We start from the raw sequence: 25,561 nt of genomic DNA, 5'->3' as shown, positions 1-25,561 counted from the left end.
TTAATTATATCATGTTTACCCCTTAAAGTGAATGAATGCCCATTTATTCTTCTCTTTGTTTTCAAAATAAAAAGACATCAGACAAACAGTCCTGATATCTTATAATCTTATTTAATCTCTAACCTTTATTAATAAGTAATGTGCCTGCAAGGATTAAAACAATCCCTACCATACCATATATATTAATTGTTTCTTTCAACACAACGGATGAACCAACTAAAATTAAAACATTGGTTAAGCCTAAACCTAACGGAACGATAAAACTGACATCAGATTTTGAAATGATAATCATCCATAGAATAAAACTCACTAAATAGCAAAGTAATCCTAAAATACTTAAAGCTGGAAAATTCATATTCAATTGATTACTTACCATTTTTATTGATAAGTCAGCAGAACCTAACTTAAATAAAATGATACCTGATGAAGATAAAATAACGTAAACAAAAAATAATAACATCTTATTTATCCTTTCTTTCTATCTTTTCTTTTAAAATTGACACTTCTTGAACGAGCGTTTTTATATCATTGGACTGTTTAGTAATATGTTTCGTAAAAATAATTAACTGAATTAAACTAAATAAAACAGCCATTACTAATAAAAAATTAGACATTGTTTCAAAGCCTAGCAATTCAGAAAATTTTTCGGGAATACTTGGAAAAACTGAAAATACTAACATAATAATACCAATACCTAACCACATAAGTGAATGCTCTAGAGTAAATGTCGCATTTCTGATTAGCTTAATAATAAAAATTAAAAATATAAGAGAGAAAAAAATCATCGTTATTGATAAAATATCCATTATTTATCCCTCCCTGTACTTAATAAAATAATTGAAGTTAATACTTCTATCATATAGCGGATTGACTTCAATGGTGTGATAGAAGATTTTCCTTCTAATCGTTCAAACATATTTACCCCGATTTCTTCTACTCGCTTATTTTGTTTAACTAAAAGCGCATTTGTCTCTGGTTCAGGATATTTTTTAGGATAGTGCTGAGAAAAATACTCTATTACGTCGCGATTAGCAGCTCGATATCCGGAAGTAACGTCCAATAAACGACGTCCTGTTTTTATCTTGATGAAAGAAGAAATCAGATTAATACCCATTCGTCTAGAAAAAGAAGTCTTGAATTCAGAAGGGGATCCTTCTACAAACCGAGAACCAATAGTAAAATCTGACTGTTCATCTATAATTGGTTTAACAAGTGCTTCAATAGATGTAATATCATGTTGACCATCTCCATCAAACTGCACAGCTATATCGTAATCATTGTAGTAAGCATATAAGTAGCCCGTTTGAACTGCACCACCAATTCCCAAATTCTTAATTAGGTGAACAGCTGGAATCTGTTGTTCAATCAACAAGTCTTTTGTTTTATCAGTTGAACCATCGTTAATGACAATGTAATCTAACGTAAACGAAACCTGTTTTTTAAACTCTTCTATAGATTTAGTTGTCTTAACAATACTACCTTCCTCATTGTAAGCAGGAATAATCATTAATACTTTTGTCATTTAATTTCTCCTTAAAGGTGTCGTTTCCTTATTGGTTGATAAAAAGAAACCAAACAGAAATGGAACGACTAATATAACTGGTAGGAAATAACGTATATACCCCATCGTGATCGGACCTGCAATTAGGGTTCCTACAATGCCTAAAGCAGGGATACAAATAGCCGCGTATTTCCCTTTTTTATCTCGTAAATAAATCGCAAACATAACAAATAATAAAAAGATATAGCTTCCATAATTATTAATTTGAGATAAAATAGGCAATTGATCCCACCAATGATAAAAATTCAAACGTGTACGACTTAACTGAGTTGCACGTTTTTTTTCTTTAAAACTATGTTTTTCACCAAAATTAATATACGCTTCTGGAATTTCACCTGGCTCATCCACATAAATTTCACTATCATAATAGCTATTCATTGAACGGTTCAAATTAAATAAATTGCCATGACTAGCTGCTAACGATTCAAAAGCTAATAACGGGTGAGTCAAAGATTGTTTAATAAACAATTTAAAATATGCTGACATCTCTTCAGATGTCGCCTCTTCATTATGTGTTTTTTTTACCGAATCTGAACGATAAGGATCATAATTTTTCCTTATCACATCGTAATCTAGAACACGGTTTATAATTTCTTTTTCCTCTTTCGTTACTTCATCATCATGATACTTTGCATATCTTGCTGTTTGCTGAAACGGAACAGATAACATTTCTCGTCTCTTTGGTTCAGGCTGAGCCTCTACAAATTGATTTACTAAAGCAGTATTCAATAAGTTTGCTGAAACTAACCCAATAATCCCCATAACAATAATCGACTTATAAAAACGAGTTTCCTTTTTAACAAAGAAATAACCAATTAAATAAATTAATAGTGTCGGGGCAACAAAATGTAACGTGTTATATCTAAACAACATCATAAGAATGATTGAAACAACATGTGCTAAGTAAAGTTTATGCTGAAAAAAGTATCGATTATCATAAAAATAAGCAATTAAAGTTGCTATATAAACGATAAAGAAAGCACTAAACGGAATATCTTTAGTCAAAACAAGAACAGTTCCATGAACACTTGGAATAGTACCGACTAATAAAACCATCACTAGCCCCATCCCAGCTTGTCTAGTTAGCTTAACAAACAGAGAAACAGCATAACTAAACGCAGTTGAAACAAGAGTTAATTGAAACAAAGTAAGAAGGAAAATACCTATATTACCACTTCCAAAAAATTCTCCTAATTGAATAAACCAGCCTGTTGTAAGTGTTGATAATACAGGATGTTCAGCAGCTCTTTCATAAACACCATAGTACATCAAAATTTGATCCATTGTGTCTCCCATAAAGGTGCCTGGATATGTTGTTATAGCAATTATACTCCAAAATAATGTTAGCAAGGCAAAACTCCATAAAAAAGGAGACTTCTTGAATTGTTCAATAAAGTTATTCAGCCATTTACTTTTAATAGATAAATGGCGCCATTCATTTTCATAATAAAGAAGTAAAATTATTTTTTGAATACTTTCTAGTAACCAATACATACCTAAAATACTACAAAAACTATATAAAACTCCTGCTGGTCTTCCTGATAATACTTGGTTAATAGTTGGTACATCCGATGTGTATACAGTTGTTAACCAGGTACATAAACTAAAAAAGAAAGAGATAATTTTTTGTAAAATAGTAGTTTTATAATGAATAGTTGATATTTTTTTAAAGAAATAAGTTAATCCAATAATTGAAAATAGTAGTAAGTAAGGGCTATTCACTAATGCTGAATAAAGCGCGGTAAATCCCTTCTCTTCACTTACAACTGAAAAATAAATTGATAAGCCGAGCGTTGTCAAAATACTTTTTAATAAGTAAATCATATATGCCTCCAAAACCTTTTAATAATTTCTATATTTTATCATATTTTTTAAGACTTTAACATGACATTTGTAATATTTAAGTTCGATACAAAAAAAGATTGACTGCATTTCGCAATCAATCTTCTTTTTCTTTTTCCTTGTCCTTGTCTTTATCAGTCGAACCTTTTAGACGTCTGTATTTCTCTTCTTCAGGTTCTTCTTCTTTTTCATGGACTTTTACTTTGATTTCAATCAAACGTGTTCCTTCAACTTTATGAGTTGTCAGCGTCACATTTTCAACATCAATGGATAAAGTTTCGTTCATCTCAGGAATGACGCCAAGCGCTGTGATAACATAACCTGCCATCGTATCCACATCATTCATATCAAGTGTTGTTTCAAAATGTTCATTAAAATCATCAATCGGCATACGAGCTTGAATGATATACTCATCCTCACCAATTTGAGTGTACAACTCTTCAATCGTTAACTCATCAGACTCATCATCAATCTCACCAACGATTTCTTCTAGTAAGTCTTCAAATGTTACTAAACCAACAACTCCACCATATTCATCTAGAAGAATTGCCATATGGTTTTGTGTGCGTTTAAGTTCTACTAACAAGTCATCAATAAAAATAGTTTCAGGAACAAACAACGGTTCGTGAATGACTTTTAATAAATCGACATTTTCAAACCCTGTTTTTCTTGCTTCTTTTAATAAGTTTTTTAAATGTAATATACCAATAACTTTATCTTTATCATCATCATAAACCGGAATACGAGAAAAATTATTTGATAAGACTTTATCAATATTCTCTGTTGCCGAATCATGGATATCAATCATAAAGGCTTCTGTACGAGGTACCATCACTTCACGAGCTAGAGTTGTATCTAAATCAAATATCCCTTGAACCATTTCAAGTTCATCTGAATCTAAAACTCCTTCATTCGTTAGCATATAAGCCATCTCTTCACGAGTCATTTTATCGCTCTCATCATCGAATGTCATTGGTGTAATTCGGCTCAACAAATTTGTTGAGGCTGAAAGCAACCAGACAAAAGGTTTCATAAGAACACCTAAAACTTTAATTGGCCCTAAAGCGAATTTTGCGACTTCTTCAGATTTATTAAGAGCAATCCTTTTTGGATAAAGCTCCCCAAATACAATTGAAATATACGTTAATAAAATCAAAACAATCACCTGAGAGGCTTGTTTTGCCCACGAAACATCTCCAAACAATGGCGCTAATTTTTTAGCAAACGAATTAGCTAAAGAAGCACCAGACAAGATGGTTACAAGTGTAATACCTACTTGGATGGTCGATAGAAACGTACTTGAATCATTAATTAATCGTAACAGTTTAACTGATGCTTTATCTCCCTCTCCTGCTTTTTGCTCCACACGGCTTTTATTAACCGATACAACCGCCATTTCTGCTGCTGCAAAAAAAGCATTGAGCAAAGTTAAAACAACTAATACAATTACGTTAATTAAAATAGACTGACTATCAGGGTCAGCGTTCATAAGCTTGTTCTCTCCTTAAAATAAAATGCGTCATTACTTGTTAAGTAATTACTATGAAATCGTATCACAATTAAACAAATTTGACAATTGAATAACCTACTTTTTTTGTTCCTCAACTGGGGAGTTTCAAGCTTTCCCTTCTTATTTAATTGCACCATATCAAAGACATAAACAAAGATTGTTTTACACACTGCATATAACGGAACTCCAAGAATCATTCCTAATAATCCTGCAATGTTTCCAGCTACTAATAATAGAATAATAATCGTTAGTGGATGAATATCTAAACTTTTACCAATGACATTTGGATAAATGATATTACCATCAATTTGTTGAACAACTAGTACAACAATACAAGCAAAAACTGCTTTCCATGGATCTGTAAAAACTGTTACTAAAACTGCTGGAGCTAATCCAATATATGGTCCAATGTATGGAATCATATTAGTTAATCCCGCAATGAACCCAAAAAGAAACGCATAATCTACGCCAATGAGCATATATCCTAAACTAGTTGAAACACCAACGAATAAGCACTCAATCATTTGACCACTAATATATTTTGAAATAGTTTCACTCATTTTACTTAAGAGCTCTAACATTTCTTTTTTATGCTTCGATGGAAAATACTTTTCAACAGCCGGAATAAATTTATGGCCATCTTTTAACATGTAAAATAGAATAAATGGAACCGTCACAACTAACATCACAATCCCTGCGACAGAAGATAGGAAAGAACCAATTCCAGAGCTTAAGCCATTAAACGTTTGTTGGGCAATATTTCCAATTGATAAATTCCATTTATCTAGATAAGATTGAACATCAATATTTTGAGTCATTGGGTGATGAGCTAATTGATCTGCCCAATCTTCCACCACCGTAATAAATTGTGGCATTTTTTTCATTAAAGCAGTAATTTGAGCAATTAATGTTGGAATAAGAGATGAAATCGAAAGAACAATAATTCCAACTAGAAGTAACATCACGATAGTAACTGCCAATGTTTTACCAATACCTCTTTTTTCTAAAAAAGAAACGATTGGTTTAAATAAATAGTATAAAAATCCTGAAATTAGGATAGGTGCAAACATTGTTGTAAACATGGTTGCAATAGGTTTGAATAAAAAGTTAATTTTGGTTCCAACTAATACTAATGTGGCTAATATTAATAACTCCGCTGACCAAAACATTAATTTTGAATGTTTAAATTTTTCGTACATTCTTTTTCCTCCGTTTGTTTTTATTTTTTATGTTTCATTTCATTTGGTTTATGTAATTACCCTATAGTATAATATATTCTAATAAAAATTGCTTTTATTATTTGATTAAAAGTTACAAAAAAACTAAAGGAGATTATTTTATGATAACAATTAAACACACTGAAGATATTCATTCAACAATTTACGAAGATGCCTTAGCTATTAGAAAAGAAGTATTTGTCACTGAACAACAGGTTCCTTTATCTCTAGAGGTTGAGGACGAAGAACTCTGTGTTCATTTTGTTTTATATGATGATAATGAACCAGCTGCTACAGTGCGTTTATTTCCAAAAGATAACTCTACATATAAAATCCAACGAATGGCTGTATTAAAGCAGTATAGAAAAAAAGGATACGGTAGAAAAATTATGATTGCAGCAGAAGAATACGCTAAGAATGTTGGTAAAACACAAACTCTTTTAGGTGCTCAAACACACGCTTTAGCCTTTTATGAATCTATGGGTTATGAAGCATTTGGTGATGAATTTTTAGATGCTGGCATTAAACATTTTAATATGAAAAAAGAAATCTAACAAAAAAACTCTAACTCTGATATTATTAAATTGATGATTTTTTTATTATTGTCTATTTATTTTTAGAAAGGGTTTAACATGAAAAAGTACTATTCTAGCTTGGATACATTACGAGCTATTGCTATTCTTTCTGTCATCTTTTATCACACAATACCCCACATCTTTCCTGGGGGATTTTTAGGAGTCAATCTCTTTTTTGTTTTGTCGGGATATTTGATGACAGCAAGTATTATTATGGAGTTATTTTCTACTAAAAACTTTGATTTCAAGCGTTTCTATCAAAAAAGACTACGTAGAATCTATCCACCTCTATTGCTTTTAATAGGAACACTCTCTGTTTTTGTTTTACTGACTAACAGTGTTGATCCTATAGATTTTTTCAAAGATAGTTTAGCAAGTCTATTAGGTGTTAATAATCAGTGGCAACTGGTCAATCAAGTTTCTTATTTCGACCAATTTAAAAGCCTTTACTTACTCAAACACCTTTGGTCATTGTCAGTTGAACTGCAATTTTATATTTTTTATCCTTTATTCCTAGTGAATATTTTTTTTATGCAAGATAATAAGAAAATTGTGAGAATCCAGAGAATTCTAATTCTTGTTACACTATTTTCTATTCTTGTTATGAGTTATTTGTATTTTTATACGGATATTAATTTTACTTACTATTCGACTCTTTCTAGATTATCAGCATTTACAATTGGCGGGATGTTTTTTATAAAAAGTGGAACACGAAAAAACAAACAAAATATGGCCTATCCTTTCAAAGTAACACTCTGTTTTCTAGCTCTACTTTTTTTTATGCTAACATTAAATGACCATTCACTTCTTACATATAACGGCGGAATGTTTGCTTTTAGTATGATTAGTGGATTCTTAATTTTCTTTATTGTGGAGTCAAAGAAAATCAACACTTTTCTTGATATACCACTATTTACATTTATTGGAAAAAGAAGCTATGATATGTATCTTTTTTACCTACCTACTATTTTAATTTTTGAGTATTACTCAGGCTGGGACGGTAAAAATCCGTATCTCGTAACAATGCTTCTTACATTCATAATTATAGCGTTGGGACATTTGTCTTATCACATAACGCAAAAAGTATCTGGAAAAGATATTTTATTTAGTTCAATTATTATCAGCTCCCTTATTATCCTAATCTTTTTCTTATCTAAAATGGGGGGATTCACAACAAAGCCTAATAAACTTCCCAAAACAAATGATTCGAGTTACGTATCTTCTAGCACATCTTCTGAAAAAGAAACAACTAGCTCTTCAACTACTGAAGAAAGTATTGATACAAGACCTAAAGAATTACTATTTGTTGGAGACTCCGTTTTATTAGGAACAAAAGACTACCTAAATGACCTATTTAAGGACGATCAAATTGAAATTGATGCCAAAGTAGGCCGTCAGCTATACGAGGTGAAACAAATCATTGAATCTCACCCTGTATCTGACAATCTTATCTATGTGTTGAGTACTGGGAATAACGGGCTTGTTTCAAAAGAAGAAATAGAAGAGATTGTTAAAAGCATAGATAATCATTCTCTATACTTTATTACAACAGCCGTCCCAAGATCATGGAAAACAGCAACTAATAATGTTTTAAAAGAAACAGCAAAAAATCATAAGAATGTTCATATCATTGATTGGGAAGAAAAAGTACTCAACAATCCTGACAATAACTGGTTTGACGGTGATGACATTCATTTAAATCAAGAAGGAGCTAAAGTTTACGGAGAGTTAATTCAATCTAACTTAGATAAAAAATAAGAGATAGCATTGACATCTTTTGACAACTTATATACATTTAAATTATAAAAGTTAATAAAGTTAGGAGTTTAACTAAGTGAAAAAGAAAAAAATAGGTTTATTAGTTGGTCTAGGTTGTACAACTCTGCTACTAGCAAGTTGTGGCAACTCACCTCAAAAGGAGTTTGCTTCTTTTATTGAAGAACAAAATAGTCAAACAGTCGGTACATGGGACTTTAATATGGCCATTGATGATATGAAATTGTCAGAAGGCACAAGTAGTCAGCCAGCTGATCCAATCGTTAATATGATTATTACTCAAGTAAAAGATGCCTCAATTGATGGTACTGTTCAAGTTGATATGGCAAAAGATATTAAATTTGGTCTTGATATGAAAATGAAAGCTATGGGAATGGAAATTCCATTTAACATGATTGGAGATTTTGGTAAAGAACCTAAATTGTACATGGCAACAGATATGATGGAGTATGTGATGACAATTGCCCAATCAATGGCTGGAGGAACACCTGAAACACAACCTGATTTCAGTAAAATAAAAGGTAAATACATTGATATAAGTGAAACACCTACTGCTGAATCAAAAAAAGAATGGAAAGAACTTTATAAAGAAGTAGCTCATTCAAAAGAAGATCAAAAAGAGTTTACTAAATTATATGTTGATTTTATTAAAGGTTTAGATAAAAAGACATTCACTAAAAAAGAAGATGTCATTTCACACACCTTTACTAAAAAAGAAATAGAAGATTTATTTACTGAAATTGCTAAAGCTTCTGAAGAAAAAGATGCAGATGTTAAAGAAGTATTTAAAGACTTTAAAGATATGACACTAAAAGTTGATGTTAACCCTAAAAAAAATAGCATGGTAAGTTTAGTTACTTTATCTCCTAAAGGTGAAAAAAATGCTAAATCTGGGATTGATTCAATGGCTCTTAAAATTAAAACAAATTTGAAAGATAAAAAAGCTAACATCAAATTACCTAAAAAAGAAGATATCATTAGCCAGGAAGAATTTGAAAAAGCAATGCCTAGCGGAGCTGCTCTAGGAGGAGATTCTGAAAAAATCTCTAAAGAAGAATTTGAAGAAGTAAAATCAATGCTTACTGAAAATAAAGATACAATAGATAAAGAAGCAGCCCAAGAATTTTTAGAAACACAAAAGGAATCCTTTACTGAAGAGCAGTACAAGGAACTTCAAGAATTATTAAAATAGCAAAAAATGACTGTCCTATAAGTATAAAAACTTATGAGACAGTCATTCTTTTTTTGGTAACTCCACTAAGCGTGGTGTTTTAAGGACTCCAACCATTTCTTCCCCGATTAAATCCATCCCTTCATTATTAGGATGTAACTTATCATAAAGGTATTTTTCTGATGTTTTGTGGTTAATTTCAAAGTGATGATAAATGTCGACAAACTCAATCTGATTTAAATGAGTAACATATCTCATCTCTTCAACTAATTTTTCCATATCTTCTTTAGGTCGTTCTTTTAAGTTAGATGTATAAATGGGTGAAAAAACGACAATTCTAGCATTTGTTGTTTCTTTCAAATAGTTCAATAATAAATTAAAAGCACCTAAAGTTGTTTTAGGATTATCCAAAGTACTATGATCTCCAATAATAAAATTAGTAGAAATATCATTTGTTCCTGCGAAAATAGTAATATAGTCATGATCTTTTATATTTGCTTTCTTATTAAGAACCAAATCATCATAAAGTGAACCATGTTCTCTTGTTGACATCTCTTTACTATATTGTTTAAATGTTGCACCTGAAATACCATAAGAATCAACAATCGCACCTTCATTTCTGAAAGCTTGTTGATACCCAATGATTTTTCCACCTCTTATTTCTTTATTATCTAAGTAAGTCATCGAGTCCCCAATACACAGAATTTTTTTATCTTTTAATATATTCTCTGTTGGTTCTTCTTCATATTCACTTGAAGAACTTACATGTGGTTTCATAATAGAACTTGATGTATCTACAGAGTAATCATCATTGCTGATAGCTTCATTAGATATCGTTTCAATTTCACCAATTTGTTCTTCTTCACTATTTAATTGTTGAACATGTCCGTAAATTATCTTTATACCAACTGCAATACATATCCCCATCAATAAACTTATAAAAACGAGTGGTTTTTTCTTTCTCATAAACTTCTTCTCTCCCACTGACCCTTAAATATCGTTTTCCATCTTCCCACAAAATTTATATTTCGTCAAATCAAAAAAAGAAACGCTAGAAAAAAATTCTAACGTTTCTTTTTATTATTTTCTACGCAACATGATAGATAAGTTACTGTCTTCTTGATAATTGTTGATAACGTTTATACCACACATCAACGTACTCCATAGAAAATGGGCCCTTTTCATTGTTAATCCAGTCAACTAATGTTTTGACATTTTCTTTCAATACTAAATCAATTTCATCTGGATAATTCATTTGAGCACGATGATCTTCATACTCATCAACATCTAAAAGGCGTTTTTCTCCATCAGGAAAAACCTTAATATCCAAGTCGTAATCGATGTATTTTAAAGCTTCTTCATCCAAAACATAAGGTGAAGCCAGATTACAGTAATAAGAAACCCCCTTCTCACGTATCATTGCAATTATATTGAACCAGTACTTCGTATGAAAATACAAAATAGCTGGCTCCCGTGTCACCCAACGTCTACCATCAGACTCTGTCACTAATGTGTGATCATTAATCCCGATAATAGAGCATTCACTGGTTTTTAAAACCATCGTGTCACGCCAAGTTCGATGTAAACTTCCGTCATGCTTGTAACTTTGGATCGTTATAAACTCTCCTTCTTTAGGTACACGCATCTACTATTACCCTACTTTCCTTGGCTATCTTTAGGCCAAATTATTCACTAGGGTGTTCATTACACCAATATCAAAATTATTATATCATAAATAAAGTTTAAGTAGCACTATTAATTCCTTTTTTGTTTAAAATAGCTACCATTTTTTGCTGAGGCTTTGGAAAGACAAAGTCATCAAAGTCTGTCTTACTTGCCCACACATCACTTTCTTCAAGTAATATTTTTTCTTGGTCTTTTTCAAATCCTGAAGCTAATAGTAAATGCCATTTTCTATGACTAAAGATATGAGTTGCTTCACCAATTGGTTGTTTTTGCCAGACTATTTTTGGTTGTTTGTCTACTAATTTAGCTAAAAAACAACCTGTTAATAGGCTTGCTGTTTCATCTGCCACAAAATCAAAGAGAGTTGGTTCTTTTGTATCTAATTGATAGTTCTTCCAATCTTTCACCATCTCTTCATAAGCAGCCTTTGAGACTTCAAGAAGTGGAAATGTCCACATATCAGCTAACAAACCATCACTAGGACGTTTTCTTAATAGATACTCGCCCTTTTCATTTTGGATAGCAAGAGCCACATAGTACATCGGAACAGTCTTAATTTTTTTCTTTTTAACAGGAAACTCTTCCAGTCTGCCTTGCTTATGGGCTTCATACAAATCTTTTAATGGATCTATCTCAATCTTAGGTGAGGTAGGTGTACAAATCGTTGCTCCTAAATCCATCAAAGCTTGGTTAAAATCACCAGGTCTGTCATGACTAATGGTTTCTCTCACCTTTTGTTCAAATATTTTTCGTGATTTTGGGTCTGCTATATCGTCTTCGATACAAAATAGACGACTATAAACACGCATGACGTTGCCATCAACAGCAGGCTCTGGTAAATCAAAAGCAATACTAGCAATCGCACCAGCCGTATAGGGTCCAATCCCTTTTAAACTTAGTAAATCCTTCAAATTATCTGGCATTTTACCACCAAATTTTTCTACAATTGTTTTAGCTGCTTCTTGCATGTTTCTAACCCGAGAGTAGTAACCTAGACCTTCCCATGCTTTTAATAGCTTATCTTCATCAGCTTCTGCTAAATCTTTAATCGTTGGAAACCACTCTAAAAAACGATGAAAATAAGGAATAACTGTTACTACTTGTGTTTGTTGGAGCATGATTTCAGAGACCCAAATTCGGTATGGATCTTTATTTTCACGCCATGGTAGTAATCTTTTTTCTTGATCGTACCAAGCAAGGAGCTTATCTTGCATCTCTTTTACTTGCTCTTCATTCCACTCAATTACTTCTTTACTCGTCATCTTCTAGCTCTTTCTCCTCTATGAAACGATTAATCGCATCAAAGTCATATCCTTTTTGAAACAGGGACTGACGCATCTTTTGTTTTTTCTTAGCTTTATCCAAGCGTTGATGCTTACGCCATAACTTATCCCCTTCTCTAACAAGTGTTTCCCACTCATCGTCTTCATCTTTTTCCACTTCTAAATTAGACATGACTAAATTAATTAAGTCGCCACTATACCCTTTAGTAAAGAGATGCTGACGAACTTTGTTGATTTGTTCCTTATGGCTTTTTGATTTATATTTTCTAAGAGCTTTTTCAGCAACCTTCATTGCTACTTCTTCTTGGTCATCAAATGAATACTGCTCAAGAGCTTTTGCGATATTTTCCTCAGAGATTCCTTTTTTAAAGAGTTGTTGCTTAATGGTTTGTGGACCTTTATCTTGCGTCTTCATCACCGTTCTGACATAGCTTTCAGCAAAAACTAAGTCATCCAGTAAGTTCATCTCACGAAGTTTAATTATTACATAGGAAATTCCCTCTTCAGAAATTTCTTTTTTCTTCAAGTGATCTTTGATTTCTTTTTCAGAACGCAGTTGGTAACTTAAAAAAGACAAAGCTAGTTGGTAACCAATATCTAACTCGGCCTCTTTTTCGATTATTTCTAATGTGTTTTCGGAAACTTCTTCTCCTTTTAGTAAACGATGTTTCACTAGTGTGTCTTCCGATATTCTTATTTTACGTCCACTTTCAGTTGTTAAAGTATAATGATTATTTTTTAATTTGCGGATTGATTTAATTTTTTCCATGACGTCACACCCTTATTTCGATACCTTTAACTATAGCATAAATCAGGGTTTGTTTCTAAAGAGAGAACTTTGATTCCCCTTCAAATTCTTCCCAATATTCTTTTATTACAGGAAAATTTAATTCAGTTCGAACGATTTCTTTAATTTGCTTAAACTCATCTACTGTGAGCTTAGAGACGACATTGGTTCTAATCGATTTCATCTCTTTGTGTAACACCCCTTGCCAGTCTTTTAAATAACCAAATCCATGATTATCTCTATGAAGTAACCCGTTGTGGTGAAAATAAACGGAATGACATTCAAAAGCAAATGCGAATTTACGGTAATTTGATTGATATCTTTTTGGGATAACTAAATCTAAATAATTTGAAAATGAAAGAAGCGTCTGACCATCTGGATAACTTTCCATACCATTAAGCATTGAAAAATTGATGTAATCTGGATGTTTACCTGAAGGTCCATCTAGGGGAATTAGTAAAGCGTCCAGTTCAATTTCAGGCACACAACATAATTTTCGACCATATATTTTTTCAAGAACACCTTTTTTAATCTCATGGCTATTATTATCTTCTAAACGGTAAATTTTAATTAATTCAGTTGTCGTCTTTTTAGAAAAAGCAGGCAGACCATTACTAAAAATTAAGAGACTTGCATAGGGAGTATCAATCTTCGTTAAATCAATCAAAGCAAGTATGTCCTTTGTGATTTTTATAGCTGCGTTAGATACACAACATGACTTTAGAGCTTCATAAATATCATCTATATTTATCTCTTCTCCTTGTGAAATTTCACTAAATATTTCTTCTTTAGTTTCTTTTAAGTTCATTAATTGATCCTCCCCAATACTTTTAGAAAGCGGTTAAATATTTTTCTTTTTCACATGATAACAACTTTTCCCCAATAATCATAAACATTTTCCTTTAAAAGAGGATTTTTTAAACAAAAATTAAACTTTTTTGATTTTGTTTAATATTAGTACTTATTTTAAACTACTCTCGACTGGCCAGTCTAAAACTAATCGAAGAGGGATACTATGGAAAATCAATTATTAGAAGACCATCATGTATTAATTTTAGGCGCATTAAAAAAATGTCACGTAACTCCTTTCCATCCATTATTTGAAGACTACCTACAAATTGCTAGATGGACACTCATTGAAACTCATCGTCGCTTTGTTAAAGAAGGTAAAGATTTATCCTCTTTTAATAATTACGTTTATCAACGCATTTATTGGAAAATCACAGATGAAATCAGAAAAGAATTACATTTAAAAGAAAAAATGCAAACCGAAAGCTCAGATGAGCTATTCTCTGAAATTCCTGATACTACTCAAGAAGACTTATTAGAAGTGACAGATATCTTAGTTCAATTAAGTGAGCAACTAACAGAACAAGAAAAAATATTTTTAGAAGAAGCTTACTTTAATGAGCTGTCCGTTACTGATATCGCAAGGAAATATAAGGTCGCAAGACAGACAGTTTATAACTGGCGAGACAGGGTTGCTTTAAAAACAATCAAATATTTTAAAAATTAGTTGGACACTTTGGACATTCATTTCGTTACTAGTAGTGTAAGGCGCGCAACTTACTAAACTAAATTATAGGACGTGAAAAACATGGAACCAATCTTTGAAGGAAAAAAATTAGAGTTACATTATGACAACGTAGGTGAAGAAAAAGCACGCAGCCAATCTCTAGGGAACTTAAAGAAAAAAGCAAGTAACGAAGACATCCTTGCTTTTGGTCAGTTAATGGGAGAACTTGCTCCAGAAGAGGAAAGTATTAAATCACTTGTAACAGTCGAAAAACAACGCTTTGACATTTAATTAAAGGAGAGAAAAACACATGAAAAAACTAACAATGACATTTTTAAACGAAGCAGGAAATAAAACTTACTTAAAACCAACTGTGGCTAGTGAAGACTTGGCAGCTGATAAAGTAAAAGAAGTCATGGACAGCATCACTGATTTAGATTTATTTGAAAAATCTGGTGAAAAAATGTATGTAGAAACAAAATCAGCTAAATACACTGAAACAACTGTTACTGAATTATTCTAGTCACATCAACAGATTAACCTACCAAAAAGATTGGGATTTTTCCCAGTCTTTTTGATTAGACAGGAGGAATCACATGTTAAAAGTCATTGATGTTTCAAATCATCAACGTGGACTCAAACTAAGCACACTAAATGCGGATGCTTTTATCTTCAAACTAACAGAAGGAACAAGCTTTTATGATGACACTGCAGAAGATTTTATCAAACAAGCAAGATCGCTAAATAAGCCATTTGGTTTGTATCATTTTCTAAATGGAGAAAATATTTCAGCTCAAGCAGATTTTTTTCTAAAAAAATGCGTACCTTATATTGGAGAAGCTGTTTTAGTATTAGACTATGAAGAATACGGCAGACAAGGAAGTAAAAAAAGCAAAGAATTTCTAGATATTGTCTTTAATCAGACAAAAGTCAGACCCCTCATCTACATGAATGAATCAGATGCCAACTCAGATGATTGGTCTGAGGTCATTAAAGCAGACTTTGGTCTGTGGGTGGCTAAATACTCCAGTAACTTACCAAAGCTCACACAGTGGCCGAATTACGCCATGTGGCAGTATACAAATTCTCCATATGATACTAGTCACTTTTATGGAGATCTTAATGCCTTTAAAAAATACGCTACACCAATCACTAAAAATGAGAAAAAATACCACACCAAAGGAAGACGATTCAAAGCTTTAAAAGATTTAATTGTTAAAGCAGATGAAACCTGGAAAAAAGACACTGGCATGTTGTTTTCCAAAAGTAGCATTATTGATATCGAAACAATTTGCCACACCAAAACAACAACGCACGCTCGTCTTAACTATAATCATCGTGAAGTATTTGTTACACTTCATACGGATTATGTGGAGATGATAAAGGAATAAAAAAAACTCGTATGGACAAAATGACTTGTTCATACGAGTTTTTTAGTGACTTCGAATTTTTTATTAACACTCAATAACTTACTTTATTCAACTCTAACAGAAAGCGTATTTCTACCATTCATGTCATTATAAAATAAAAAGACATTATGATTTTTTTTAGTAACATCATCATGAAAACTAATAAGAAATTCTTTACTCTCCTTATGCATACTACTTGTCTTTCTAATTAGAAATTTAGAACTACTGAAAAGAACTTTTATTTCTTGAGGCAATAAGACAACACTATTAACTAGTTCATCATGAAAAGCTACAACTCCTTTCCCTTTTCTGATAAGCTCTGTTTCTTGAGTCCTAGATTCCTTAGAATCATTTTCTATATCTTTTGTTTGATTACCAAAAAAAGATACTTGAATAGCATTTTCGTTAGTTACTTCTATATCTCTAAAACTATTAACTGATAAAATTGCAATACCATCTCCACTATTAACACATACTAACTCATAACCTGAAGGACAACCTTTGTCATCAAACTTACTTCTTAAAGCAAAATTTAAAGCAGGCAAAGGATTAAGCTGTGCCTCTAAAGCCTCTTTTGCCATTTTATTAGAAACCTCCGATTGCTTATAGGCAAAATAAGCAAATAATAAAGCAAATAATGTTGCAAATGCTGAAATAATATCAGACTTTGTTCCCCAACGATTACCAGATAAATAAGAAAATATCACTAATACTAAAACTAAAACTGTAATAATTCCAACTTTTTTGTTACGGCTCATTTTTTTATCTCCATCCTATCACATTAAGGTCTTTAAGTTGTTATAAAAAAGATTAAAAGAACTATATATGCTTTTTATAACCAATAATAGATTAACACATTATAATGAATAATCAAATAAACTTTTAGTCCTTTTAATTATAGATTGTGTATACTATAAGAGTAGAGAAAAATGAAAGTTGGTATATTAGTGAAGAAAAAAAAAGATTGGAAAATTTGGAAATCCCTTTGTCTATTCTTTAATGATTGGTTAAATCTATTTAGACTAATCGTTGTTTTTATTGCATTAGCAATTCTTATACACTTTAGTCGGTTTGATGCTGATTTTACTTGGTTAGATCTTTTTGATATTCCCTTGTTCGTTTCTATCCTATTTTTAATTATTGCTGAAGGTGCCTTTAAGGTTATTAAAAATATAACTGAGGATTTAGCTAAGGTTTCAGAAGATTTTGTATCTATTTCTGATAAATATAAAAGTGAGCCTTTGGTTGAATACAATGGTAACAAAATACCAATCGTCGAAATCTTAAAAAAAGAAGATTTCAAAAAAGACTTCAGTCTTACTTTTAATCCTGATGCTTACGTTTTACCTGATCTATGTATGACTTATTTAGAACAACTAATTGATGCTCACGGAAAATCTAAAACTTACAATCAAGATTTAATACGAGTTGATAATATCACTTCGAGTAATGATAAAATTAATATCACATACTCAAAGACAACTTTTTTTAACTCACTTCTAACGAATCGATCACAAGATGTTACACTACCAAATAATCTTTCCTTGAGAAGATTTTATGAGCCTGGACCTTTTTTATCGCCTTTAAATAATTCTCAGTATTCTAATCATTTAGGAGTCAATATTATTGTAATCACCGATGATCATAAAGTTATTTTTGTTAAAAGAAGTAAAGATATCTCGATTGGGAAGAGAAAACTTGGGATTAGTGTTGGAGCAAGTATTAAACCAAAATATTTTGAAAATCATTTCTCTCAAATTGGGATTTCTGATATTGAAAATTCTATAAAAGAAGAAATTCAAGATGAACTTGGTGTTTCTCCAGACGAGTACTTCGAAAGTTTTTCTTTAAAGCGTAACACAGTCTCTCTTTTCAGTGAACTTTTCGAAGGAGGAAAACCACAACTACTAATGGCTTTAAAAAGTCCTCTTACTTTTAAAGAACATAACCACTTTTTCCAAGAACATTTAAGTAAAGAAAAAAGTGAGAAAATGATAGTTGACGGAAAAGAATTAATTGGTATTTCCGATATCGAATTAAAAGAACAGTTAGATAATGGAGAAATATTTAAATCAACCTTACTAAAAATTGATTCAAAATACTTTGAAATATCCCCTGCTCACTTAGCAGTATTAGCTTTATATTTTAATATCAACAAGGAGCTATAGTATGAATATTATTGAATACTTCTCAAAAGGAAAATCCTATAATGATGAAGAGAATGAAGATGGGTTGTATCAAGATGAAAATTTTATTGCGGTAATTGACGGAGTAACTGATAAAGACTCTACTTATGCTTGGAAAGACAAGCCAGGAAAAGTGTGTAAAGATATAATCATGAAGAGGATTTCTCAGTTACCACACAATATTAACTCCAATGATTTTTTTTATGCCATCACTGATGCCATATCTGCACAGTATCAAGAGAATAAAAATTTCTTTATATCAAATAACAATGACCGACTACAAGCCACTATTATTCTATTTAGTGCTTACTGGCAAGAAATTTGGATTTATGGGGATTCTAAGTGTTTGATTAACCATGTTGAAATCAATAACGAAAAAGAAATTGATAAAATTAATGGTGAAATAAGAAGTCAGGTTTTAACAACCTATTATAAAATTAACAACATCCCCTTCTCTCAAATACTAGAAGAGGATATTGGAAGAAAAGCAATACTACCTCTTTTAAAAAATCAAAGTAAACTTGCTAATTCCGACCATGAACTTGGTTATCCTGTTTTAGATGGTATTAACTTTAATCATCATTATTTAAAAAAAATTACAGTTTCACCAAATGATACGATCGTTCTTGCTTCTGATGGTTACCCTGTTCTTAAAAACTCACTTAAAGAAAGTGAAAAACACTTGGAATCTATCATTGAACTGGATCCAATGATGTTTCATCAATATAAAAGTACAAAAGGTATAAAACCTAATCAATCATCCTATGATGATAGAACGTATATTAAATTTATTGTATAAAAAGAACCAAATCATTCATTTGATTTGGTTCTTTTTAAATTTATTTCTTTTCATTTTTTCTAATCTCATCACTTTTATCTAAAATAAATTGTTTCAAGTCATCTTTAATTTGAGGATGTTGTAAACCATATTCAATACTTGTCTTCATAAAGCCATATTTATCTCCAACATCATAACGAGTACCAGTAAAGTTATGAGCAAATACGCGTTGTGTTTTATTCAATGTATCAATGGCATCAGTCAATTGAATTTCATTACCTGCTCCTGGTTTTTGATTAGCTAAAATGTCAAAAATTTGTGGTGTTAGCAAATATCTTCCAATAATAGCCATATTGCTTGGAGCATCTTCAATAGCTGGTTTTTCCACAAAATTATTCACACTAAATAGTCCTTTTTCCACTTCTTGCCCTGGAGCAATAATACCATATTTAGAAACATCTTCCTTAGGTACTTCCATTACCGCAATCGTAGAAGAATGAGTTCTATCATAGTTATCAATTAATTGCTTAGTTAAAGGTACTTCATCTGACATCAAGTCATCACCTAACATAACAACAAATGGTTCATCACCTACGAAAGACTTAGCTTGCAATACAGCATGACCCAAACCTAGTGGATGAGATTGTCTAATGAAGTGCATATTAAGGCCTGTTGTTTCTTCTACTAATTGTAGTAAGTCATCTTTACCCTTTTGCTTTAAGTTAGTCTCTAATTCGATATTTGAGTCAAAATGATCTTCGATTGGTCTTTTAGCTTTCCCTGTTACAATCAAAATATCTTCAATTCCTGATTTAATAGCCTCTTCAACAATAAACTGAATCGTTGGTTTATCTACAATTGGAAGCATTTCTTTTGCCATTGCTTTTGTTGCTGGTAAAAATCTAGTTCCTAATCCCGCAGCTGGTATAATTGCTTTTTTTACTCTTGTCATTTTTATTCTCCTAATAGTTTTATTCATAAAAAAAAGTTACTAAACAAAGTCTAGTAACTTTTTTGTTTATTTAGCTAATTTCTTATCGTTTAAATCTTTTTTGATTTGAGATGTTGAAATTTCTGGTGTACGTTCTAAGTAAACAACTTCCGCACCGGTTTCTTTAACAAAGTCAAATTTACCTTTCCAGTCATCTCCCATGACAAATACATCAACTTTAAATTCATCGATATCAGTTATCTTTTGTTCCCAGCCATTTTCTGGGATAACTAAATCCACATAGCGAATAGCTTCAAGAAGCATTTTTCTCTTTTCATAAGAGAAATAACATTTCTTTTGTTTTTCATCCCAGTTAAACTCATCTGTAGATAATGCAACAATTAAATAGTCTCCTTGCTCTTTAGCACGTCGTAACAAATTGATATGACCATAATGAAGTAAATCAAATGTTCCATATGTAATTACTTTTCTCATTTTTAAACCACCTTATGTTGTCTAATTTAATAATTAATAGAAATCAAACTAATTTTAACTTCATTAAATAATTTTTTAACCCTGTTTCAATTGTATAACTACATACAAAGCCCAATTTCTCTAGCTCATTTATATCTGCCACAGAATTACGTATATCTCCATCCCTTTCTTCCATTCTTTCTATATTTAACTCCATTTTTAAAAATTTAGAAATTATTATCAAAATATCATTAATACTTGTTTCATTTCCAGTACCTACATTAAAAGTTTTTCCAAATGTGCTGTCAGAGATTGCTACTATCCAGAGAGCATTAATTACATCATCAATATAAATAAAATCTCTTGTTTGTTTTCCATCCCCAAATAAACTAAATTTAGTCATTTCTCCATTAAGATTTTTTTTAAACTTATCCAGAATTATTGAAATTACTCCCGAATAAGGTGAAGTTGGGTTTTGATTTGGTCCAAATACATTAAAAAATCGCACTGCAGTTGTCGGTATATCATACAAATTGTTATAGGTAAGAACATATTTTTCTGATGCAAACTTATCTATTGCGTATGGAGATAGCGGTTGTATATTAGAATTTTCTTTTTTGGGTAGTATTTTATCATCACCATAGACAGCAGCTGATGAAGAAAACACAAATTTTTTTAAATTCCGATTACTCATTTTTCTTAATATTTCTAAAATGATTAATGTTGACATAAAATTAACCTCATGGGTTTCTTGTGGTCTCTTGACAGAATCAGCAACACTTGCCACTGCTGCTAGATGAAAAATATAATCAAAATTTTCCCTATTTAATAATCTTTTCATAAAATCTTTATTTAGAACACTTTCTTCATAAAATACTACATTATCCACATTTCTTAAATTTTCTTTTTTTCCCATGCTCAAATCATCTACTATAAATATTTCAGCTTGACTAGAAAGTTTTTCAGCTAAATTAGAGCCTATAAATCCAGCTCCACCAGTAATAAGTATTTTCATAATTAATTTTCACCTTCTACTTTCGATATTAGCATATTTTAAATTATTTTGTTAGCATTAACTTAAAATATTTTTTTTCAATCTCGTTAACAACATTTTTTACATCAAAATCTTCAAATTCTTCTAAACTAACTAATCTTAACTCATTAAAATTAATATTCAGAATACATTTTTGCCACTCTTCTATATGTTCATTTGACAATATAAATATTTTTTCCTTTAAAATTATCGCTTCCTCTGGAATATTCTGACTAATTAAGCAATTTAAACCATTAATTTGAGCCTCCAATAATGAAATACCTAAACCTTCGTATAAAGATGGAAAAATAAAAAGGTCAAACATACTTAAATAATCCTCAACATTTTTAACACCATCGATTATTTTAACCACATCAATAAGCTTTAATTCTTTAATTTTATTTTCTATTTCTTTTTTTAAATCTCCTTCGCCAACCAAAACCAATCTGTATCTATCATCATTTAAATATAATTTATTAAAAATATCGATAGTGAATAATGGATTTTTTTGTGCAGAAAATCTTGAAGTATTACCTAAAACAATGTCTTTTTCTCCAATATCATAGTACTGTCTTAATTTGTCTCTGGATAATTTGTTAAACCTGTACTTATGAATATCAAAGCCATTACGTATATATACGGTCTTATTCTGACTTCTTTTTCTAAACATCCATTTGGTTGCTGCAGAACTACATGACAACCTTAAATCTATATACCTGTCTTGAGAGTTTTTTAATATATAATGGAGCATTCTTCTTTTAAAAGATGCTGAAGAATTATGAGAGTGTAGAATTACTTTTACTCCCATTTTTTTTGCCCAGTAAGCTTCAAAAAAAGTAAAAGCATACACTGAATGTATATGAATAATGTTATAATTCTTTACTATTTTGATAAACTGTTTTTTATATTCGATAAAATTTTTACTCTTATTTGGTAATCTATAAATTTTTCCACCTAAACTATTAACTTCATCTTCATAAAAATTTTTATCTTTTTTATGAACAATGTAATCAAATTTATAATTTGTTTTATCGATGTATCGATTTATATTTATAATAAAATTTTCTATTCCACCTACATCTAAATTTCCTGGTAAGCAATGTAAAATTCTTTCCATTTTAAACACCCACATTAAAAACTTTCATTTTTTTTAAAATTTTTTTTAAATAAGCATTTCTAAAAAAAATAGCTACAAATAAGATAATATACGTAAAAACAGATACTAATAAAATAATCATAAACTCAATTAAACTATTATTTAATTCTAACAATAATATTTTATTTTTTAATACCGTTATTATCGCAGCAAATATAAACGTGACACTAGAATAAAAAGCTAATTTGACAAAGTAGTGATACGGTTTCTTATTAAAAGCATGTTTGTATAATATATACGGTTCAATCCATACACTAGTTAATACCATACTTAAAATAGTACCTATTAAAACACCAGAAAGACCTAATATTTGAACAAAAAATACGGAAAGAAAAATATTCAATACTGATTCTATTATTGGTTTATACCTATCAAACCAATATAAGCCTAGAGCATCCCTAAAAGTTAAAACTCCTCTTCTTATCTGAACTATAAAAAAATTTATACAAATAAAGATGACAATTGTGTTATTCAAAATATAACTGGAGCCTACCCATATTCTAATAAATGGATTTAATAAAATATATAACATAACTGTTGAAAATGATACTATAAAAAAACAATAAAAAAATACTGCATTAAAAGTTGTTTCTACTCTTTCTTTACTTTCTTCTACTCCTAAATTTCCGATGCTAGCAATAATAGATGAAAATATTTGTCCAAAAATCATATTAAGTGAATTAGTTATCAATAGATAATTTGAATACATACCTACTACTGATAATCCTAAAAATTTTGTTATTACGATGTTGTCTGTTGAATTAACAACAACACCACCTATCTTGTGAAAACTCATTGCATACGTATTTTTTAATATTTCTTTTTTTATATTTTTATCTAAAGGGGATATTTTTTTTTCTTTTAAATATGGATATAATTGATCTGCTTTTTTAGACATAAAAAAGTTTTCTAAAAAAGTAAAAATCAACATAATTACCAAATATAAAAAATAATTTTTCCATACCAATAAAATTATTAATTGTATTAGTACCATAATAAAGTAAAATGAGTATCTATAAATTATTGTTATATGTCTATGCTGATCAGCGATAACTAGAGTTTTTTTGTATGAATAAAAGTACGAAATACCACTGTTAATAACAAATAATATAAAATATATACCTATGTTATTAATATTACCTTCTGCCGATTTAATAATGATAGGTGTAATAGAAATACCAATAACGAAAATAGCAATTCCAATTTTTTTATAAATATTCTTATAAAAAAACATTAGAGACTTTATTCTTTCTACATTATTTTCCGATATTGGTCTATACAAACTATAATTTATTGCAGATCCTACACCTAACTCGGCTAATGACAGCATTGATACAATACTTACAAACAAACTATCTATTCCCAAATAATCTTTTCCTAAACTTCTGACAAACACCATACGTAAAATAAAACTAATTAATAACGCAGATATTTGACCAATCAAAGCATACGAAATGTTTTTCATAGATTTTTGTGCTCTATCTGATCCATTCAATTACTTTCTTCCTCCTCTACCAACAAAATCCATTACACTAACAGGTAGATCATTAAAAATTGTTGAATAATTATAATAATTATTTTCTCCGGATAAAACTGTAAATATTAAGGAATACACCATTAATCCCATAATTATTTTTTTTCTAACTAACGTTCTTATTTCAATTTTTGATAATTTAGACACTAATAGTGGAATAAGCAATATTAGTAACTGAAAACAATAATACGATATTCTGTTAATATAATACAATCTTAATGAAACTATCGATAACATTAAACCAATAATCATAACTTTAAGAAGTATGTACTCAAAATTATTAATTTTAATTTTTCCGTTCTGTATATTTTTTATAATAATGTGTAAAATAATTGTATGAATAATTACAAAAAATAATACATTCACTATAAATCGCATATCTCCTCTATCCAATGGACTTTCTAAATACATTTGATATTTAGAAAATATCGAGATATTAGCAGCTAATTTAAAAACAACATTTGAAAAAGGTAGCACCAAAAAGCTGAAAAAAACTGATAAATAAAGAACATTTAGTGATAATCTCACTTTTGTGAATTTCGCTATCAAGAGAATTGCAACGAAAACTAAAGCTGTAATATGAAAATAAGTAGAAATTAGACATAATATAGTAAATAATAAATATCTTTTTTTCAAAAAAAAGATTACTGCTAAAAACATCACAGACATTGCTAATGATTGTTTTAAAATATTTAAAGAAATAAGAAAATATCCCATAAATAAATAGAGCGAAACGCTTAGTAATGGATATGGTGAGTATTTAGAGATTATATAAAAAATTAAAGAATTTATTATTACAGCACATACAAAAAAAATAAAAAATTCATTTTCGAAAGTTTGCTTTACTAAATAACTTAATACCATATATCCTTGTTGAAACCCACTTCTAAAAATATCTGACACTGAATTATAGTATCTAATGGAATTATTATACATTGAGTAATAATTAAAATAATCTGAACCTGTATTTACCCTTATAGCAGAAATTATTACCAATACTGTAAATCCTGTTATTAGACCACTATTCTTTTTTTTTAAAACACTTTTTATAATTAACATTACAAACAATAAAATTAAACAAAAAAACAAGTACTCAATTGAAAAAAAGAACATATCGTGATATCTTGATTCCATTC

Annotated in this window: 27 protein-coding genes; 9 read left to right on the top strand and 18 right to left on the bottom strand. The window is 30.2% G+C overall.

From position 1 onward, the window contains the following. Positions 1–118: 118 nt before the first annotated feature. The 6 genes from H9L18_RS04015 to H9L18_RS03990 all read right to left on the bottom strand — a co-directional run bounded on the left by H9L18_RS04015 (position 119) and on the right by H9L18_RS03990 (position 6,112). Positions 119–460: an EamA family transporter gene (locus H9L18_RS04015; protein WP_126790796.1), complete on the bottom strand. Its 342-nt coding sequence runs from the start codon at positions 458–460 to the stop codon at positions 119–121. 1 nt (position 461) lies between these two features. Then, positions 462–806: a DUF2304 domain-containing protein gene (locus H9L18_RS04010; RefSeq protein ID WP_126790798.1), complete on the bottom strand. Its 345-nt coding sequence runs from the start codon at positions 804–806 to the stop codon at positions 462–464. Next, a complete protein-coding gene (locus H9L18_RS04005; RefSeq protein WP_246433309.1) occupies positions 806–1,522 on the bottom strand; it encodes a glycosyltransferase family 2 protein in 717 nt (238 codons plus the stop codon). Before H9L18_RS04005 ends, H9L18_RS04010 begins: the two co-directional genes overlap by 1 nt. Continuing rightward, the gene (locus tag H9L18_RS04000) at positions 1,523–3,385 is read right to left on the bottom strand and encodes a DUF6020 family protein (protein ID WP_126790800.1); all 1,863 of its coding nucleotides are present in this window, start codon (positions 3,383–3,385) and stop codon (positions 1,523–1,525) included. Positions 3,386–3,500: 115 nt separating this feature from the next. After that, complete coding sequence (locus H9L18_RS03995; RefSeq protein ID WP_126790802.1) at positions 3,501–4,892, bottom strand: hemolysin family protein; 1,392 nt, start codon at positions 4,890–4,892, stop codon at positions 3,501–3,503. Beyond that, positions 4,889–6,112, bottom strand: a complete 1,224-nt coding sequence (locus tag H9L18_RS03990; protein WP_187559356.1) for an AI-2E family transporter — start codon at positions 6,110–6,112, stop codon at positions 4,889–4,891. The genes H9L18_RS03995 and H9L18_RS03990 overlap by 4 nt, the downstream gene beginning before the upstream one ends. Before the next feature lie 140 nt (positions 6,113–6,252). Here H9L18_RS03990 and H9L18_RS03985 point away from each other — a divergent pair, with 140 nt between their 5' ends. The 3 genes from H9L18_RS03985 (at position 6,253) to H9L18_RS03975 (ending at position 9,673) form a co-directional block, all read left to right on the top strand. Then, positions 6,253–6,684: a GNAT family N-acetyltransferase gene (locus H9L18_RS03985; RefSeq protein WP_376765008.1), complete on the top strand. Its 432-nt coding sequence runs from the start codon at positions 6,253–6,255 to the stop codon at positions 6,682–6,684. Between the two features lie 78 nt (positions 6,685–6,762). Next, positions 6,763–8,463: an acyltransferase family protein gene (locus tag H9L18_RS03980; protein ID WP_126790806.1), complete on the top strand. Its 1,701-nt coding sequence runs from the start codon at positions 6,763–6,765 to the stop codon at positions 8,461–8,463. 76 nt (positions 8,464–8,539) lie between these two features. Then, on the top strand, positions 8,540–9,673 hold the full coding sequence (locus H9L18_RS03975) for a hypothetical protein (protein ID WP_126790808.1): 1,134 nt from the start codon (positions 8,540–8,542) through the stop codon (positions 9,671–9,673). Between the two features lie 42 nt (positions 9,674–9,715). Here the strand turns inward: H9L18_RS03975 and H9L18_RS03970 are convergent, their stop codons facing one another. From H9L18_RS03970 to H9L18_RS03950, 5 genes are all read right to left on the bottom strand, one after another. Continuing rightward, on the bottom strand, positions 9,716–10,618 hold the full coding sequence (locus tag H9L18_RS03970; protein WP_126790810.1) for an SGNH/GDSL hydrolase family protein: 903 nt from the start codon (positions 10,616–10,618) through the stop codon (positions 9,716–9,718). A gap of 142 nt (positions 10,619–10,760) precedes the next feature. Next, the gene (gene ntdP, locus H9L18_RS03965) at positions 10,761–11,297 is read right to left on the bottom strand and encodes a nucleoside tri-diphosphate phosphatase (RefSeq protein WP_126790812.1); all 537 of its coding nucleotides are present in this window, start codon (positions 11,295–11,297) and stop codon (positions 10,761–10,763) included. A gap of 97 nt (positions 11,298–11,394) precedes the next feature. Further along, a complete protein-coding gene (gene mutY, locus H9L18_RS03960; RefSeq protein WP_126790814.1) occupies positions 11,395–12,600 on the bottom strand; it encodes an A/G-specific adenine glycosylase in 1,206 nt (401 codons plus the stop codon). After that, a complete protein-coding gene (recX, locus tag H9L18_RS03955) occupies positions 12,590–13,390 on the bottom strand; it encodes a recombination regulator RecX (RefSeq protein WP_126790816.1) in 801 nt (266 codons plus the stop codon). Before recX ends, mutY begins: the two co-directional genes overlap by 11 nt. Before the next feature lie 55 nt (positions 13,391–13,445). After that, positions 13,446–14,216, bottom strand: a complete 771-nt coding sequence (locus H9L18_RS03950) for a hypothetical protein (protein ID WP_126790818.1) — start codon at positions 14,214–14,216, stop codon at positions 13,446–13,448. A 207-nt stretch (positions 14,217–14,423) separates the two neighbouring features. On the opposite strand from H9L18_RS03950, the gene H9L18_RS03945 reads away from it, so the two are divergent. The 4 genes from H9L18_RS03945 to H9L18_RS03930 all read left to right on the top strand — a co-directional run bounded on the left by H9L18_RS03945 (position 14,424) and on the right by H9L18_RS03930 (position 16,315). Beyond that, a complete protein-coding gene (locus H9L18_RS03945) occupies positions 14,424–14,924 on the top strand; it encodes a sigma-70 family RNA polymerase sigma factor (protein WP_126790821.1) in 501 nt (166 codons plus the stop codon). Positions 14,925–15,005: 81 nt separating this feature from the next. Beyond that, positions 15,006–15,215 carry a DUF1659 domain-containing protein gene (locus tag H9L18_RS03940; RefSeq protein WP_126790823.1) on the top strand — a complete coding sequence of 70 codons (210 nt, stop codon included), beginning with the start codon at positions 15,006–15,008 and terminating at the stop codon, positions 15,213–15,215. Positions 15,216–15,234: 19 nt separating this feature from the next. Next, the gene (locus tag H9L18_RS03935) at positions 15,235–15,447 is read left to right on the top strand and encodes a DUF2922 domain-containing protein (protein WP_126790825.1); all 213 of its coding nucleotides are present in this window, start codon (positions 15,235–15,237) and stop codon (positions 15,445–15,447) included. 73 nt (positions 15,448–15,520) lie between these two features. Next, positions 15,521–16,315 carry a GH25 family lysozyme gene (locus H9L18_RS03930; protein ID WP_126790827.1) on the top strand — a complete coding sequence of 265 codons (795 nt, stop codon included), beginning with the start codon at positions 15,521–15,523 and terminating at the stop codon, positions 16,313–16,315. An 83-nt stretch (positions 16,316–16,398) separates the two neighbouring features. On the opposite strand, the gene H9L18_RS03925 is transcribed toward H9L18_RS03930, so the two are convergent. Further along, positions 16,399–17,091, bottom strand: a complete 693-nt coding sequence (locus tag H9L18_RS03925) for a hypothetical protein (protein ID WP_126790830.1) — start codon at positions 17,089–17,091, stop codon at positions 16,399–16,401. Positions 17,092–17,262: 171 nt separating this feature from the next. On the opposite strand from H9L18_RS03925, the gene H9L18_RS03920 reads away from it, so the two are divergent. Both H9L18_RS03920 and H9L18_RS03915 read left to right on the top strand, forming a co-directional pair. Beyond that, positions 17,263–18,501: a hypothetical protein gene (locus H9L18_RS03920; RefSeq protein WP_126790832.1), complete on the top strand. Its 1,239-nt coding sequence runs from the start codon at positions 17,263–17,265 to the stop codon at positions 18,499–18,501. Between the two features lies 1 nt (position 18,502). Continuing rightward, positions 18,503–19,318, top strand: a complete 816-nt coding sequence (locus tag H9L18_RS03915) for a hypothetical protein (protein WP_126790834.1) — start codon at positions 18,503–18,505, stop codon at positions 19,316–19,318. A gap of 40 nt (positions 19,319–19,358) precedes the next feature. On the opposite strand, the gene galU is transcribed toward H9L18_RS03915, so the two are convergent. The 6 genes from galU to H9L18_RS03885 form a co-directional block, all read right to left on the bottom strand. Continuing rightward, positions 19,359–20,249: a UTP--glucose-1-phosphate uridylyltransferase GalU gene (gene galU, locus H9L18_RS03910; RefSeq protein ID WP_126790836.1), complete on the bottom strand. Its 891-nt coding sequence runs from the start codon at positions 20,247–20,249 to the stop codon at positions 19,359–19,361. Positions 20,250–20,315: 66 nt separating this feature from the next. Further along, positions 20,316–20,723 (bottom strand): glycerol-3-phosphate cytidylyltransferase, encoded by a 408-nt coding sequence (tagD, locus tag H9L18_RS03905; protein WP_126790838.1) that lies wholly within the window; start codon positions 20,721–20,723, stop codon positions 20,316–20,318. 43 nt (positions 20,724–20,766) lie between these two features. Beyond that, entirely contained in the window at positions 20,767–21,717 is a 951-nt protein-coding gene (locus tag H9L18_RS03900) for an NAD-dependent epimerase/dehydratase family protein (protein WP_376765009.1), read from the bottom strand. Positions 21,718–21,760: 43 nt separating this feature from the next. Then, complete coding sequence (locus tag H9L18_RS03895) at positions 21,761–22,852, bottom strand: glycosyltransferase (RefSeq protein WP_185847372.1); 1,092 nt, start codon at positions 22,850–22,852, stop codon at positions 21,761–21,763. A 1-nt stretch (position 22,853) separates the two neighbouring features. Next, positions 22,854–24,386 carry a lipopolysaccharide biosynthesis protein gene (locus H9L18_RS03890; protein ID WP_126790844.1) on the bottom strand — a complete coding sequence of 511 codons (1,533 nt, stop codon included), beginning with the start codon at positions 24,384–24,386 and terminating at the stop codon, positions 22,854–22,856. Then, a complete protein-coding gene (locus H9L18_RS03885; RefSeq protein WP_126790846.1) occupies positions 24,387–25,559 on the bottom strand; it encodes an EpsG family protein in 1,173 nt (390 codons plus the stop codon). Between the last annotated feature and the right edge of the window lie 2 nt (positions 25,560–25,561).

This window comes from Vagococcus carniphilus, from assembly GCF_014397115.1.
GTDB classification, from domain to species: Bacteria; Bacillota; Bacilli; order Lactobacillales; family Vagococcaceae; genus Vagococcus; species Vagococcus carniphilus.
Note: the sequence above shows the minus strand (reverse complement) of the source record. Positions and strands in the feature narration are given on the sequence as shown.

What these genes read in the sequence shown, in the direction of transcription:
- H9L18_RS03945 (WP_126790821.1), top strand. Translation starts at nt 14,424, where the DNA reads ATGGAAAATCAATTATTAGAAGACCATCATGTATTAATTTTAGGCGCA.
- H9L18_RS03985 (WP_376765008.1), top strand. Translation starts at nt 6,253, where the DNA reads ATGATAACAATTAAACACACTGAAGATATTCATTCAACAATTTACGAA.
- H9L18_RS03925 (WP_126790830.1), bottom strand. Translation starts at nt 17,091, where the DNA reads ATGAGCCGTAACAAAAAAGTTGGAATTATTACAGTTTTAGTTTTAGTA.
- ntdP (WP_126790812.1), bottom strand. Translation starts at nt 11,297, where the DNA reads ATGCGTGTACCTAAAGAAGGAGAGTTTATAACGATCCAAAGTTACAAG.
- H9L18_RS03915 (WP_126790834.1), top strand. Translation starts at nt 18,503, where the DNA reads ATGAATATTATTGAATACTTCTCAAAAGGAAAATCCTATAATGATGAA.
- H9L18_RS04015 (WP_126790796.1), bottom strand. Translation starts at nt 460, where the DNA reads ATGTTATTATTTTTTGTTTACGTTATTTTATCTTCATCAGGTATCATT.
- H9L18_RS03895 (WP_185847372.1), bottom strand. Translation starts at nt 22,852, where the DNA reads ATGGAAAGAATTTTACATTGCTTACCAGGAAATTTAGATGTAGGTGGA.
- H9L18_RS03885 (WP_126790846.1), bottom strand. Translation starts at nt 25,559, where the DNA reads ATGGAATCAAGATATCACGATATGTTCTTTTTTTCAATTGAGTACTTG.
- mutY (WP_126790814.1), bottom strand. Translation starts at nt 12,600, where the DNA reads ATGACGAGTAAAGAAGTAATTGAGTGGAATGAAGAGCAAGTAAAAGAG.
- H9L18_RS03995 (WP_126790802.1), bottom strand. Translation starts at nt 4,892, where the DNA reads ATGAACGCTGACCCTGATAGTCAGTCTATTTTAATTAACGTAATTGTA.
- H9L18_RS04005 (WP_246433309.1), bottom strand. Translation starts at nt 1,522, where the DNA reads ATGACAAAAGTATTAATGATTATTCCTGCTTACAATGAGGAAGGTAGT.
- H9L18_RS03940 (WP_126790823.1), top strand. Translation starts at nt 15,006, where the DNA reads ATGGAACCAATCTTTGAAGGAAAAAAATTAGAGTTACATTATGACAAC.
- H9L18_RS03970 (WP_126790810.1), bottom strand. Translation starts at nt 10,618, where the DNA reads ATGAGAAAGAAAAAACCACTCGTTTTTATAAGTTTATTGATGGGGATA.
- H9L18_RS04010 (WP_126790798.1), bottom strand. Translation starts at nt 806, where the DNA reads ATGGATATTTTATCAATAACGATGATTTTTTTCTCTCTTATATTTTTA.
- recX (WP_126790816.1), bottom strand. Translation starts at nt 13,390, where the DNA reads ATGGAAAAAATTAAATCAATCCGCAAATTAAAAAATAATCATTATACT.
- H9L18_RS03950 (WP_126790818.1), bottom strand. Translation starts at nt 14,216, where the DNA reads ATGAACTTAAAAGAAACTAAAGAAGAAATATTTAGTGAAATTTCACAA.
- H9L18_RS03935 (WP_126790825.1), top strand. Translation starts at nt 15,235, where the DNA reads ATGAAAAAACTAACAATGACATTTTTAAACGAAGCAGGAAATAAAACT.
- H9L18_RS03920 (WP_126790832.1), top strand. Translation starts at nt 17,263, where the DNA reads ATGAAAGTTGGTATATTAGTGAAGAAAAAAAAAGATTGGAAAATTTGG.
- H9L18_RS04000 (WP_126790800.1), bottom strand. Translation starts at nt 3,385, where the DNA reads ATGATTTACTTATTAAAAAGTATTTTGACAACGCTCGGCTTATCAATT.
- H9L18_RS03900 (WP_376765009.1), bottom strand. Translation starts at nt 21,717, where the DNA reads ATGAAAATACTTATTACTGGTGGAGCTGGATTTATAGGCTCTAATTTA.
- H9L18_RS03930 (WP_126790827.1), top strand. Translation starts at nt 15,521, where the DNA reads ATGTTAAAAGTCATTGATGTTTCAAATCATCAACGTGGACTCAAACTA.
- tagD (WP_126790838.1), bottom strand. Translation starts at nt 20,723, where the DNA reads ATGAGAAAAGTAATTACATATGGAACATTTGATTTACTTCATTATGGT.
- galU (WP_126790836.1), bottom strand. Translation starts at nt 20,249, where the DNA reads ATGACAAGAGTAAAAAAAGCAATTATACCAGCTGCGGGATTAGGAACT.
- H9L18_RS03990 (WP_187559356.1), bottom strand. Translation starts at nt 6,112, where the DNA reads ATGTACGAAAAATTTAAACATTCAAAATTAATGTTTTGGTCAGCGGAG.
- H9L18_RS03980 (WP_126790806.1), top strand. Translation starts at nt 6,763, where the DNA reads ATGAAAAAGTACTATTCTAGCTTGGATACATTACGAGCTATTGCTATT.